Here is a 12,701-nt window from a genome sequence, read left to right as displayed (position 1 = left end):
ACGGTGGCCGGTCATGCCAAGCAACGCAGCCCTCGCCGGATCGGAACAGCGCTCTTCCGGAGGCCCGTCGCATCCCAGGGATCTCGGGCGGAATGTGCTGGCGGGTTTGACGCTCGCGGCGATCACGATCCCGGAGCAGATGGCAACGGCGCGCCTCGGCGGCTTTCCAGTGCAGGCGGGGTTATTCGCCTTCGTCGCAGCGACGCTCGGTTTCCTGCTGCTGGGAGCCAGCCGTGTCCTCACCGTCGGCGCCGATTCGACGATCACCCCCATCTTTGCCGGCGCACTCGCCGCGCTTGCGGCGGGGGGCATCATCGCACCGACGGCTGCGCCGACCCTTGCCGTGCTGGTCGGCGTCCTCCTTCTGGGGGCCGGCTTCCTGCGCTTTGGCTGGATCGCGGATCTTCTCTCGACGCCGGTCGTGTCCGGCTTCCTGGCCGGCATCGCAGCCCATATCGTCGTGTCCCAGCTCCCGAGCCTGCTGGGGCTGAATGTGCAGGCGAGCAGTCTGCCTCCCCGGCTGGCGGAAATCTGGGCGGCGCGTGCAGGTAGCAATCCGTTCTCGGTCATGCTGGGTCTCGGCGTGCTGGCCGTCATCGTCGCCTGCGAAAAGCTCGCAGCCTGGCTGCCCGGCGCGCTGATCGCCTTCGCCTTGGCGACGGCGGCGGTCGCCGCTCTCGGTCTGGAGAGCCGCGGCGTCGCAGTGCTCGGCTCGTTGCCGACGGGGTTGCCGCCATGGCCCGGCTTCGATCTGTCCTGGGCCGATTTGCGGTCTCTCATTCCGCTGGCCCTGATCATCGCGCTCATCGTGATGATGCAGACGGCGACGGTCAGCCGATCCTTCCGCGATCCCGATGGGCGCGAGCCCGATGTCGGGCGTGATTATCTCGGACTGGCGGGTGCCAATCTGCTCGCCGGCCTGGCAGGCACCTTCCCGGTTAACGCCAGCCCGCCGCGGACGGCCATCGTCGTCGAGAGCAGGGGCCGGAATCCCGTCGCCGGTCTCGCCGCCGCGGCGCTGGTTCTGGGTCTCGCGCTCTTCGGCGGCGATGTTCTCGCCAATGTCCCGGAAGCGGCCTTTGCCGGCGTCCTCTTCTTCGTGGCCGGGCGGATTGTGAGGGTGGGACTGATCGCGCAGATCGCGCGCCAGAGCCCGCAGGAATTCGCCCTCGTCCTGCTGACCGCTTTTGCCGTTTCTCTGCTGCCGATCGAAAGCGGCGTGGCGATCGGCATCGGCCTGTCGCTGTTGCACGGCATCTGGATGACGACCCGCAGCCATCTGGTCGAGTTCGGTCGGATCGCGGGCACGACGATCTGGTGGCCACCGGGGTCGGGGCAGCCATTGACGACGCTGCCTGGCATCCTCGTCGCCGGCTTTCCGGCGCCGTTGCTCTTCGCGAATGCGTCAGGTTTCCAGCAGGAGCTGGTCGATCGGCTCGCAGCGCAAAAGCCGAGGCTGGTGGTCTTGGAGGCCAGCGGCATTGCCGCCATCGACTATACGGCGGCGCAGTCGCTGCTCGCCGTAGCCCGGGCCTGCGAAGCGCAGGGAGCGGCCTTCGCGATTGCGCGGGTGGAATCCGCACGGGCCCGCGAAGCGCTGGAGCGCTTCGGCATTATCCGCGCGATCGGAGAAGACCGGATTTTCCACAGCGTCGACGAAGCTGTTACCCGGCTTGGCGGTGTCCTTCCTAAATCTTGGGACCTCGCCACCCCCGCCGATCCGGCGCGTAGTGAGCGGCAACCCTAGACGGTGGCGTAAGGCGCTGGCGCGTTGGTCGACCTCGACGCGTCGTTGACCGCGTTCAGAGCCATCAAATGCTTGGCGCGCTCGAGGCAGGCCGGCTGCTCGCTGCGATAGCGCCGGCCGATCTCCATCATCAGGACGGTGCCGGGCAGGAACGTCAGCTCGGAGAAGATTTCGTCCCAGTCGATATCGCCCCAGCCAAGCGGCATGTGCAGGTCGCCGATGCCGAGCGCCGTGTATTCCTGCAGATGATAGCCCTTGTAGAACGCGGTTGGCCGCCCGAATGAATCATGGACGTGCAGATGGCCCGCGACGGGCGCCATGGCGCGAAGCTGCTCGCGGAAGTCGAGCCCCTTATAGGTCGCCTCGATATAGGCGTGGCTGAAGTCGATCAGGGCGACCAGATTGGGATGGTCGACGGCCCTCACCGTCTCCGCGATCCCAGCCGGTGTCTGACGGTATTGGCCAGCCTCCGTTGTGAAGATGTTCTCCAGCGCGATGCGCACGCCGTAGGATTTCGCGAATTCGGCAAGTTCGTGCAGAGCCTCGCGTTCCCGCCGGTCGGCATCAGCCCTTTCGAAGAGCTGCTCAGCGCGCAGAAAGCCGCCGTGATGGACGAGGATCCGCGAGCCGACCCGATCGCAGAGCTGGACCAGCGCTTTCGCCGCCTCGAGCTGATAGCGCAGCGTGTCCGGGTCCATGAAGTTGGACGAGACCAAGCCATGCATCGAGTAATTGAACGGGAACTGGGCTGTCAGCCTTGCGAGCCTGTCGGCGCGCTCCTCGATGATGCGCCCGCCCGCAATGAGATCGATGCTGGTCGGTGTCAGCTCGACCGTCTCCACGCCGAGATCTGCGAGACGCTTGAGATCGCTTTCCAGGCTGTCGAGTTCGCCGTCCGTCGAGGCGGCGACAAAGCCGGTCGAGATGATGTGATTCATGGAGGTCTCCAGTCGAAGCAAACTCAAGGATCAGGCCGTGATCGTCTCGCGCAGCGCGAGCGCCAAATCGGGGCTGTCCGAAGTCATGCGGCCGATATTGCGCCCGAGCCAATGGCGGATTCCAGCTTCGTCGTTGACCGTCCACACGCAGAGGCGGTCGAGTGCGAGCCTGCTTCGGATCAGCTCCCACTCGGCGTCCAGCAGCTCATGATGAACAGCCACGATCTCGGCCAGATCCTCGACGCGGTCGAGGAAGGCGGGGAGCCCACCCTGTCGCGCGGCCCAGGCAGCATTGACCGAGACGAGGCGAGCGACCTGCGGGGCATGGCGTCGGCATTCCTCCAGCACGGAGGTGTCGAAGGACGTCAGATACGACCGCTCCTCGATGCCGAAACGGGCCAGCTCGGCGGCCACGCGCGGGGCGATGCCGGGATAGGGAGTTCCGGTCTCGTCAATCTTGATCTCGACATGCAGCTCGATGGCCTTTGCGGGCGCCAGGATTTCGAGCACTTCCGCCAAGGTCGGGATGGTCTCGTCGGTGTCCTTAAGCTTCATGGCCTTGCGCGCTTCGGCCGATAACTCGCGCACCGGCCCCGCCCCCTCAGCGGTGCGGTCCAGCGTCGCGTCGTGGATGACGACGAGTTCGCCGGCCTTCGTCAGATGCACGTCGAACTCGATGCCGTCGACGCCGAGCATCAGCGCGTTTCGGAAACCGGTGAGCGAATTCTCCGGCCAGAGATTGCGGGCGCCACGATGGCCTTTGATCAGGGTCATGCCAATTCCCTCGGAAAGCGGCGTCTCTAGCGGATGGTCGGGTCGAGCTTGTCGCGCAGCCAGTCGCCGACCAGCGAGATGGAGAGCGTCGTCAGCATGATGACGATGGCGGGGGCGAGCATGATCCAGGGCGCGCGCGTGAGATATTCCCGCCCGAAGCCGACCATGTTGCCAAGGCTCGTTTCGGGTGGCTGCACGCCGAGCCCCAGAAACGAGAGGCCGGATTCCATCAGGATGATCTCGGGGAAAGTCAGCGTCATCGACACGATCAGCGTCGAGGCGACATTGGGCAGGATATGGCGCAGATAGACCCGCGTCGGCGTAGCTCCGAGCTGGACAACAGCCGCAGCATAGCCCTGCGCGCCGGCGGAGATCGCAAGGCCGCGCGCGATGCGCGCATAGCGCTCCCAGCCATAGAAGCCCATCAGGCAGACCAGGAGCACCATCGACGAACCGAAGAAGGCGAGCACCGCCAGCGACATGATGAGGAATGGCAACGCCGCCTGGAAATCGGCCAGAGCCAGCACGACATGCTCGACCGTTCCGCGAAACTGCGCCGCCAGGAAGCCGAGCAGCGTGCCGAAAAACGCCGAGAGCAATGTCGCTCCAAACGCGATCACCAGCGAAATGCGGATGGACTGGATGAGCCGCGAGAGCACATCGCGGCCGAGTTCATCGGTGCCGAGCAGATGCCTGAGACCGCCCGGCGCCGCGAGTCGGCTGGCCAGGTCCATGGAGGTGATGTTGTAGGGGCGAATCTGATCAGCGAAGGCGGCAACGATGATCATCGCCAGCAGCCAGATCACGCCAAGGCCGACTGTCAGGGGAAGCTTCAGCCGCAGAAGCGCGACAAAACCACCCCTCGGTTCAGAGGATGGTGCTTCGTGGAGATCGATGGCAGCCATGGGGTTTTTCCTCAATGACCGGAGGCCTGCGCGCGCAAGCGCGGGTCGAGCCAGCCATAGAGCAGGTCGACGACGAGGTTGGAGACGACCATGGCCGCGGCGACGATCAGCAGGATGCACTGCACCACGGCGAGATCGCGGTTCCCGACCGAGACGACCAAGAGCCGCCCGATCCCCGGCCAGGAGAAGATCGACTCCACCACCACGGCACCGGCGATCAGCGAGCCGACCATGAAGCCGACGATGGTGACGATCGGCACCGCCGCGTTCGGCAATGCGTGCCCCAGGACCACCTCGCGCCATTTCAGCCCCTTTGCGGAAGCCGTGCGAATATAGGGCTGGCCCATCACCTCGATCATCGCGCTGCGCGAGAAGCGGGCGAGGATGCCGATGCCGCCGATGCTCATTGTCAGGGTCGGCAATATGCCGTGCACCCAGGTGTCCTGTCCGCCGGAGGGCAGCCAGCGCAATGTGATCGAAAAGATCAGCACCAGCACCAGGCCCATCACGAAGGACGGGATGGTGAAGCCGAATACGGCGGCGAGCATGACGCCGCGATCGGTGAAGCTCTGGCGGTGCAGCGCGGCATAGACGCCCGCAGGGATGCCGATGATCAGCTTCAGGATCAGCGCCGGCAGGGTCAGCTGCAGGGTCGCCGGCACGCGCTCCAGCACCAGATTCAGGGCGGAGGCCTTGTCGCGCATCGACATGCCGAAATCGCCCGAGAAGATCGCTTTCAGATAGGCGACGTATTGCACCCAGAGCGGCTGATCGAGGCCCCAGGCCTTGCGGAAGGCGGCGAGGGATTCCAGCGGCACGTCGGGGCCGAGCATAACCTGCGCCGGATCGCCCGACATACGCAGCACGACGAAAGCGAACGTCACCACCGCCAAGATAGTGACAAAGGCGCGGAACAGGCGGACGAGAGCGAAGCGGAACATGGCGCCCTACCCTATGCGGCTGCAAGTGCGGGTTCGCCCGTCAGGACGTGGCAGGCTGCTGTCCGCCCCTCGCCGATCCGGCGCAACTCCGGCACTTCCGCCCGGCAGACGTCGCGCGCCAGCGGGCACCGTGGATGGAAGGCACAGCCGGAGGGCCTGTTGGCCGGGTTCGGCGGCTCCCCCTGCAGAATGACGCGCCCCTGCAGCTGCTTGCCAGGCTCCGGCACACTGGAAACGAGCGCTCTTGTGTAAGGGTGCTGCGGCGACCGGAAAAGCACATCGGAGGAGGCCCCCTCGACGATGCGGCCCAGATACATCACGGCGACCCGGTCGGCGATGTTGCGCACCACCTTCAGGTCATGGCTGATGAAGACCATGGCGATGCGGGTCTGATCCTGCAGGTCGCGCAGCATGTTGACGACCTGCGCCTGGATCGAGACGTCCAGCGCCGAGACCGGCTCGTCGCAAACCAGGAGCCTGGGTTTTGAGGCGAGCGCGCGGGCGATGACGGCACGCTGCCGCTGGCCGCCGGAGAGCTCGTGCGGATAGCGCCCGGCCTGATCCGGCCTCAGGCCCACAGCGGCCATCAGCTCCGCCACTCGGGCCCCGCGTTGTTCTCTCGGCAGCAGATCGTGGATCTCCAGCGGTTCGCCGATCTGCGCGGCGATCGTCAGGCGACGGTCGAGCGCCGCGAGCGGGTCTTGATAGACGAACTGCATACTGGCTCTGAGCGCCCGCCATGCGCCCGTATGGAGCGCCGGCATCGGCTGCCCGTCGTAGAGCACCCTTCCCTCCTGCGCGTCATCGATACCAAGCAGCATGCGGCCGAGGGTGGACTTGCCGGAGCCGGATTCTCCGACGATGCCCAGCGTTTCGCCGGGCATAACGGTGAGCGAGACGCCGTCCACCGCGCGCACCGGCACCGAGCGACCAAAGAGGCCGCGTCGGATCTGATAAACGCGCACAAGCCCGCGCGCTTCGACGAGCGGCGTCATGCCGGCACCCCCTCGGCAATTCGGGCCGGAACCGGCGCGGCGGGGGGAACCGGGCGGATGCAGGCGAGCTTGCGCCCATTGTCGAGAGCCAGCAGCGGCGGGCGCGCCTCGTGGCAGGCGTCCGCGACGCGCGGGCAGCGCGGCGAGAACGAGCAACCCTTCGGCAGATGCTGCGGATGGGGCACCGTGCCCGGGATAGGGCGCAGCCGCTCGCGCCCGCCATCGAGGCGCGGGATCGCGTCGAACAGACCACGTGTGTAGGGATGGCGCGGCTCCGCGAAGAGACCGGCGACGCGCCCCTCCTCGACGATGCGCCCGGCATACATGACGCAGACGCGCTCGCAGACCTGGCTGACGGCGCCGAGATCATGGCTGATGAAGACTGTCGCCATGCCCGTCTCGCGTCTCAGCCGGGCCAGCAGATCGAGAATCTGGGCCTGGATCGTGGCGTCCAGCGCCGTTGTGGGTTCGTCGGCCACGAGGACGTCCGGCTCCCCGGCCAGCGCCATCGCGATCATCAGGCGCTGGCACTGGCCGCCCGAAAACTCATGTGGGTAGAGGTCGAAGCGGCGGCGGGCGTCGGGGATGCCGACCATCTCCATCAGCCGCAGCGCCTCGGCGCGGGCCGCCTCGCCGCGAAGACCGCGATGGACGGCAAGCGCCTCGACGATCTGCCGGCCGATGCGCAGCACCGGGTTGAGCGAACTCGACGGGTCCTGGAAGATCATGGCGATCCGTCCGCCGCGCACGCCTTCGAGGACAGAGCGTGCCCCGCCGATCAGCTCCTGTCCCTCCAGCTTCACCGAACCGGAGACCGCGGCCTTGCCGGGCAAGAGGCCCAGCGCCGCCAGCCAGGTGACCGACTTGCCGCAGCCGGACTCGCCGACCAGGCCAAGCGCTTCTCCCCTGCCGACGTCCAGATCGATGCCATGGAGAACCTGCACGCCGTCGAAGGCGACCGTGAGGCCGCGCAGTTCGACGAGTCTGGAGTCGGCTGTGCCGAACATGCCCATAGCCATTCCGTCGTTTCAGAGAATGTCGAAGTCTCCGGCGGCCTTCCGGCCGCCGGAGATCATCACCGAGGGCCGATCAGATGGCCCAGTTCGCCGCGCGGAAGTCCATGGCGAAGGCCGGTGCAGCCTTCCACTTCAGCGAGGATTTCATGCCGGTGAAGACCGCGTTCTGGTGCAGGACCTGATAGGCCGGGTCCTCGCGCTCGCAGATCTCGAGCATGCGAGCGATGGCCTTCTTGCGCAGCGCCCGGTCGGTCGAGGTTTCCATGACCACGGAGAGCTGGTTCATCTCCGCGTTGGTCCAGTCCTTCATCTGCTGGAGCTCGCCGTTCGGGCCGTACTGGACGACCATCGGCGTGATCGGATCGTTGATGTTGTTCGAGGCTGACCAGTCGCGCACGCCCTTGACGCCGTTGCGATCATGGATCTGGCCCCAGTTCTCCTTCATCTCGATCTCGACGTTGAGGCCGACCTGCTTCCACATCTCGACCATGATCTGCCCGTTGGCGGTCTGGTTCGTGTAGTAATTGTTGAGCAGGCGGAAGGGGATGCGGTCCCCCTTGTAGCCGGCCTGTTTCAGCAGGTCGCGGGCGAGCGCGGGGTTGAATTCCGGCGCCTTCCAGCCTTCGATGAACATGTCCGTGGCCCGGAAGGACTCGAACTGCAGGCCGGCGGGGACGACGGTCTTGCCGGCCCAGAGCGCATCGACGATCGCCTGACGGTCGATCGAATGCGTCATGGCGCGGCGCACCAGCGGGTTCGCCAGGACCGGGTTCTCGATGTTGAAGACCGAGACGCGATGGTTCCAGATGGTCGAGCTCTGCACCTCGAAGCCCGGCGCTTTCTGGATGGTCGCGATCTGGTCAGGCGGCAGGTCGCAGGCGAAGTCGTACTCGCCCGAGAGCAGACCGTTGACGCGCGACGCGACTTCCGGGACCTCGACGAAGCGGATCTGCTCCAGCGGCGGGCGGCCGCCCCAATACTGGTCGAAGGCAACCAGCGTCAGCGAGACGTCCGGCCTGAACTCCGCGACCATATAGGGGCCCGTGGTGACCGGCTTGCGCGCCCAATCGGTGTAGCTCTTCGCCTCGTCCCAGGCGCGGCGATTGGTGATCTGGCTGCCGGCCGAGTAGAGGCGACCTTCAAGCGTCACGTCGGGCGTCGCGTTGTGGAAGCGCACGGTATACTTGTCGACGGCCTCGACGCCGGCGAGCGCCGGCCAGAGGCGGCGCGCGATGCCCGGCACGGAAGCCGGCAATTCCTTGACCGTGGTCGGCTTGTGATCGTCGGCGAAGATGGTCTTGCCGCCCTTCGGCTCGGTGTTGCCGAACAGGCGCTCCTTGGAGAAGGAGAACACGACGTCGGCAGCGGTCAGCTCGTCGCCATTGTGGAACTTCACGCCCTGGCGCAGCTTCAGCTCCAGCGTCTTGTCGTCGATGCGCTTCCACTCGGTGGCGAGACCGGGGAGCGGGCCCTGGTTGCCCATCCAGTCGCGCAGGATCAGGCCTTCCCACAGGTTCGGAAAGAAGACGCGTTCGCCGACATTGGACTGCTCGTTCCAGACGTCGAGCGTGCCGTTGATGGTGATCTTCTGCACTGCAATGGTGATGGAACGCCGCTTGCCCTGGGCAAGGACCGGGCGCGGCAGAATCAGGGAGCCGGCAGCCGCCCCGAACAGGCCGAGCGCGCCGCGTCGATTGATAGGAAGCACAGGGAGTCTCCTTCGGTCGCAACCGGCCTGGAAGGGGTCACGGTTGAATTTGCAGGAGGGCTCTAGGTCCGCGATTTAACATTCGCATGAAGGTTCGGACGGGTGCGGGGCCGGGCTCCGTCGACGTCCCGCATGAACCCGCCGGATCGGCTTCGCGCAAGCCGGCGGGGATGATCTCGATCGGCCTTCCGAACCGGCCAAAACTGACGAGAAAAATTTCGCTTGTCGGCCGGGCCATGGCCGCGAGTGCATTTCCGCAAGGCCGGGAAACATGGCTCGAAGGCGCCCAGCGCGGGACAACGCCTCATATTCCGCAGAACGCCGGCTATCGCGCGTGCGCCATCCTCTTCAGCGAGGCGATTGATATCGTCCACCGCGAACGTCGTCTGCCTCCCGCCGGCCGAAGCCGCGTGCCATCCAGAGCGCGCATGCCGTCAGCAAGAAGAGAAAAACACCTGGCGCGATCACGAGCCACGGCGCCCGCGAGAAATAGGGCCGTGCTTCGGCGATCATCGTTCCCCATTCCGGCGTCGGTGGCGCAACACCGATTCCCAGAAATCCGAGGGCGGCAATGTTCAGGATGTTGTGTCCGAACTGAAGGGCCAGCAGCCCGGAGAAGACAGGCAGGAGCTGGGGCAGGATGTGCCTCCTGACCAGGTACAGCCGCCGCCCTCCTGCGGCCCGGGCGGCGGTGACGAAATCGCGTTCCCGCAGCGAAAACGTCGTGGCCCGTGCGATCCGGGCATATTTCACCCAGCCTGCCGTGGACAGGGCGAGGACGAGCGAGAGCCCGCCACCGCCGAGATAGACCGACAGGATCAGGGCGATCACGATCTGCGGCAGCGCCGTCAGCACGTCCATCGCGAAGGTCAGGGAGCGGTCGAGCGTCCCGCCGATCGCGGCGGCCAGCGTGCCGATGCCCAGGCCGATCGCGAGGGACAACGCCACGATTGCCAACGAAAGGCCGATATCGAACACGAAGCCGTGTGCGATCCGGGCGAGCACGTCGCGGCCGAGATGGTCGGTCCCGAGGGGGAATTCCGCTCCGGGCGGCCGCAGGCTGTCGCGAAGCGAGCCGTCGAGGGGATCGCGCAGCAACCCGCAGCCGATCGGCACCAGCAGAAGCGCCGCCAGCAGGATGAGCGGCCAGGCTGCCCTCCAATGCCGCGTCATCATGCCCTCCCGTCGAGCTCGATGCGCGGATCGATCCGCGCGACGGCCAGATCGGCGGCGAGATTGACCGTGGACACGGCCAGCGCGATCGCGCCGATCGCGCCGAGAAAGGCTGGGCCATCATGGCTGTCGAGCGCCTCGGTCAGGTAGCCGCCCAGGCCGGGGATCGAGAATAGCCGCTCGACCACCACCACGCCGCCGATCAGGAAGGCGAATTGCAGCGCGAGATAGGGAATCAGCGGCACGAGCGCGTTGGGCAGGGCGTGGACGAGCAGGACCCTGCCCTCGCCCAGCCCCTTAGCTCGCGCCGTTGCGATGTGAGGGGCGTCGAAAGCCTCGCTCAGGGCATCGTCCAGCAGAATGGCGTTGAAGCCGAACTGGCCCAGAGCCAGGACGGCGACCGGCAAGACCAGATGCGCCCAGCCCGCGAAGCCGCTGACCGGCAGCCAATCCAGACCGATCGCGAAGAGTATGATCAGAAGCGCGCCGAGAAAGAAGGCGGGCAGCGCCACCGAACAGACGGCGAGAAGCTCGAGCCCCCGGGCGGCGAGCGGCGTCGCGACCGAGCGCTTCAAGGCGACGAGCCCGAAAGTCAGGACGAGCGACGAAAGCGTCGCCAAGATGGCGAGGAGGCCGGTCGCGGAGAGACGCCAGCCGAGCTCGGTCGCGACCGGCCGACCGGTCCGGATCGAGTGGCCGAGATCTCCCCCCAAGGCGCCGAGAAGCCAGCGGCCATATTGCACGACCAGAGGGGCATCGAGGCCGAAGCGCCCGGCGATGGCCGCGACATCCGCCCGCGAGACGGCCGCTGTCTGGTCCCGGACGAAGACCCGCGTGAGGATCACCGCTGCCGGCTCTCCCGGAACCAGTCGCAGAAGCACATAGGTCAGAAAGGTGGCGGCCAGGACGATCGTGACCGCCAGCGCCAGCCTCCTGACGACATAGGCCGTCATCTAGGGAGCGACCGTCATGCGCGGATCGAGCATGTAGTCATGGGCGATCGGATTGAAGGCGTAATTGGCGATGCCAGGCTTCATCACGACGTTGACGCCGTAATGCGCGATGGTCAGGCAGGGCTCGTCCGCGGCGACGATGCGCTGGACGAGGTTGTAGGCGGCAGTGCGTTCGGCTTCGTCGCGCGTCGTCAGCACCGTCGCGAGAGCCTGGTCGACCTCGGCATTGGCGTAGCCCCAGCTATTGATCACCCCCTTCGAGTGATAGGTCTGGCGCAGGTAGAAATCCGGATGCGGATACATGGCCGTCGCCAATGCGGCGAGCCTGGCATCGCCGGGCTTCATCTCCCTGGCGATGGCGGCGAAGGTCGTGACCTTTATCTCGACGGGCACCCCCAGCTTGCGGAGCTGGTTCTGGAGTGCCCCGGCGATCGGCACGAGCCCTGGTCGCTGCGCATAGGTGTATAGGGTGAAGCCGAGCGGCTTGCCGTCCTTCGCCATGACGCCGCCCGGGCCCGGCGCATATCCGGCTTCGGCCAGCAGCTTCCGAGCGGCCGCGAGATCAGGCTTGGGCAGGACGATCGATCTGTCGGCGAAGGCCATCGTGTCGGGAAAGGCCCCGATGCCCGCGCGGCCCATGCCGAACAACACGTATTGCACGATCTCTTCCCGATCGATGGCGAGCGAGAGCGCCTTGCGGATGCGGGCGTCGGCGAAGGGCGTATCCTTGAGACTGCCGAAGCTCAGCACGTAGTTGCGGGCGGTGACGTTGCGCGAGACGGTGAAGCCCTTTCCCGCGAGCATGTCGAGGTCGCCATAAGGGACCTCCGAGGCGAAATCGACGCTCCCCTTCTGCAGTTCGAGCGAACGTGTGGTCGGATCGGGAATTCCGCGGAAACTGATCGCGGGGATCGCAGGCTTCTCACCCCAATAACCATCGAAGCGCTCGGTGGCGAAGCTCTGTGCGGCCGGCTGCCAGGCCGAAATCCGGAAGGGGCCGGTGCCGATCGGGCGCTCGATCGCGCCATCGTCCAACCGTGGCGAAGCCGGCGACACGATCGCCGCGCTCGAATAGACCAGGGCCGCGGGTAGCGCCGGGAACGGCTCGGAAGTGGTGATCGCAACCGTATTGGTATCGCGCGCCGCGAGATCGGCGATCCTGGTGTAGCTTCTGACGGTGCCGCTTCGCTTCAGCGTGTCGGACAGGCTCGCGACCACCGCCTCGGCCGTCAGCGCCGAACCGTCATGGAATCTGACGCCCTGCCGCAGCTTGAAGAGCCAGACCGTGTCGCTTTCGCGCGTCCACGATATGGCGAGCCCCGGCCCGAGCGTGAAATCCGGGTTGCCGGCCACCAATGTCTCGGTGACCATCGCCTTTTCCTTCATCAGGGTGCCGTCCTGAGAAGGGTCGAGCGTGGGAATCTCCCAGATCTCGGCCACGCGCAGCGGCCGCTCCTGTGCGGCTGCGACGGAAGCGACGAACAGCGCCCCAATCAGAACCAGCTTGCGCAGATGGGCGCGAGGCATGAGGTGCCACCGTATGACGTTTTC

General features: G+C 66.3%; 11 protein-coding genes. 1 reads left to right on the top strand and 10 read right to left on the bottom strand.

The features are described 5' to 3' along the window. Positions 1–13 precede the first annotated feature (13 nt). Positions 14–1,747 (top strand): SulP family inorganic anion transporter, encoded by a 1,734-nt coding sequence (locus AC1DEZ_RS11680; RefSeq protein WP_441511496.1) that lies wholly within the window; start codon positions 14–16, stop codon positions 1,745–1,747. Here AC1DEZ_RS11680 and AC1DEZ_RS11675 read toward each other — a convergent pair. The 10 genes from AC1DEZ_RS11675 to AC1DEZ_RS11630 all read right to left on the bottom strand — a co-directional run bounded on the left by AC1DEZ_RS11675 (position 1,744) and on the right by AC1DEZ_RS11630 (position 12,677). After that, on the bottom strand, positions 1,744–2,685 hold the full coding sequence (locus AC1DEZ_RS11675) for a TIM barrel protein (RefSeq protein WP_441511495.1): 942 nt from the start codon (positions 2,683–2,685) through the stop codon (positions 1,744–1,746). The two genes, AC1DEZ_RS11680 and AC1DEZ_RS11675, sit on opposite strands and share 4 nt — an antisense overlap. A 30-nt stretch (positions 2,686–2,715) precedes the next feature. Further along, positions 2,716–3,459, bottom strand: a complete 744-nt coding sequence (locus AC1DEZ_RS11670) for a glycerophosphodiester phosphodiesterase family protein (RefSeq protein ID WP_441511494.1) — start codon at positions 3,457–3,459, stop codon at positions 2,716–2,718. Between the two features lie 26 nt (positions 3,460–3,485). Continuing rightward, complete coding sequence (locus AC1DEZ_RS11665) at positions 3,486–4,364, bottom strand: ABC transporter permease (protein ID WP_441511493.1); 879 nt, start codon at positions 4,362–4,364, stop codon at positions 3,486–3,488. Positions 4,365–4,375: 11 nt separating this feature from the next. Further along, positions 4,376–5,305 carry an ABC transporter permease gene (locus AC1DEZ_RS11660; protein WP_441511492.1) on the bottom strand — a complete coding sequence of 310 codons (930 nt, stop codon included), beginning with the start codon at positions 5,303–5,305 and terminating at the stop codon, positions 4,376–4,378. Between the two features lie 11 nt (positions 5,306–5,316). Continuing rightward, positions 5,317–6,300 carry an ABC transporter ATP-binding protein gene (locus AC1DEZ_RS11655; protein ID WP_441511491.1) on the bottom strand — a complete coding sequence of 328 codons (984 nt, stop codon included), beginning with the start codon at positions 6,298–6,300 and terminating at the stop codon, positions 5,317–5,319. Further along, positions 6,297–7,307 carry an ABC transporter ATP-binding protein gene (locus AC1DEZ_RS11650; protein ID WP_441511490.1) on the bottom strand — a complete coding sequence of 337 codons (1,011 nt, stop codon included), beginning with the start codon at positions 7,305–7,307 and terminating at the stop codon, positions 6,297–6,299. Before AC1DEZ_RS11650 ends, AC1DEZ_RS11655 begins: the two co-directional genes overlap by 4 nt. A gap of 82 nt (positions 7,308–7,389) precedes the next feature. Further along, positions 7,390–9,024 (bottom strand): ABC transporter substrate-binding protein, encoded by a 1,635-nt coding sequence (locus tag AC1DEZ_RS11645; protein ID WP_476779704.1) that lies wholly within the window; start codon positions 9,022–9,024, stop codon positions 7,390–7,392. A 348-nt stretch (positions 9,025–9,372) separates the two neighbouring features. Then, positions 9,373–10,197: an ABC transporter permease gene (locus tag AC1DEZ_RS11640; protein ID WP_476779703.1), complete on the bottom strand. Its 825-nt coding sequence runs from the start codon at positions 10,195–10,197 to the stop codon at positions 9,373–9,375. Beyond that, positions 10,197–11,150 (bottom strand): ABC transporter permease, encoded by a 954-nt coding sequence (locus AC1DEZ_RS11635; RefSeq protein WP_441511487.1) that lies wholly within the window; start codon positions 11,148–11,150, stop codon positions 10,197–10,199. The genes AC1DEZ_RS11640 and AC1DEZ_RS11635 overlap by 1 nt, the downstream gene beginning before the upstream one ends. Further along, positions 11,151–12,677: an ABC transporter substrate-binding protein gene (locus AC1DEZ_RS11630; protein ID WP_441511486.1), complete on the bottom strand. Its 1,527-nt coding sequence runs from the start codon at positions 12,675–12,677 to the stop codon at positions 11,151–11,153. Between the last annotated feature and the right edge of the window lie 24 nt (positions 12,678–12,701).

The organism is Allobosea sp. 10L422 (genome assembly GCF_056395345.1).
This window is presented reverse-complemented; position numbering and strand designations above follow the sequence as displayed.

What these genes read in the sequence shown, in the direction of transcription:
- AC1DEZ_RS11680 (WP_441511496.1), top strand. Translation starts at nt 14, where the DNA reads ATGCCAAGCAACGCAGCCCTCGCCGGATCGGAACAGCGCTCTTCCGGA.
- AC1DEZ_RS11675 (WP_441511495.1), bottom strand. Translation starts at nt 2,685, where the DNA reads ATGAATCACATCATCTCGACCGGCTTTGTCGCCGCCTCGACGGACGGC.
- AC1DEZ_RS11670 (WP_441511494.1), bottom strand. Translation starts at nt 3,459, where the DNA reads ATGACCCTGATCAAAGGCCATCGTGGCGCCCGCAATCTCTGGCCGGAG.
- AC1DEZ_RS11665 (WP_441511493.1), bottom strand. Translation starts at nt 4,364, where the DNA reads ATGGCTGCCATCGATCTCCACGAAGCACCATCCTCTGAACCGAGGGGT.
- AC1DEZ_RS11660 (WP_441511492.1), bottom strand. Translation starts at nt 5,305, where the DNA reads ATGTTCCGCTTCGCTCTCGTCCGCCTGTTCCGCGCCTTTGTCACTATC.
- AC1DEZ_RS11655 (WP_441511491.1), bottom strand. Translation starts at nt 6,300, where the DNA reads ATGACGCCGCTCGTCGAAGCGCGCGGGCTTGTGCGCGTTTATCAGATC.
- AC1DEZ_RS11650 (WP_441511490.1), bottom strand. Translation starts at nt 7,307, where the DNA reads ATGTTCGGCACAGCCGACTCCAGACTCGTCGAACTGCGCGGCCTCACG.
- AC1DEZ_RS11640 (WP_476779703.1), bottom strand. Translation starts at nt 10,197, where the DNA reads ATGACGCGGCATTGGAGGGCAGCCTGGCCGCTCATCCTGCTGGCGGCG.
- AC1DEZ_RS11635 (WP_441511487.1), bottom strand. Translation starts at nt 11,150, where the DNA reads ATGACGGCCTATGTCGTCAGGAGGCTGGCGCTGGCGGTCACGATCGTC.
- AC1DEZ_RS11630 (WP_441511486.1), bottom strand. Translation starts at nt 12,677, where the DNA reads ATGCCTCGCGCCCATCTGCGCAAGCTGGTTCTGATTGGGGCGCTGTTC.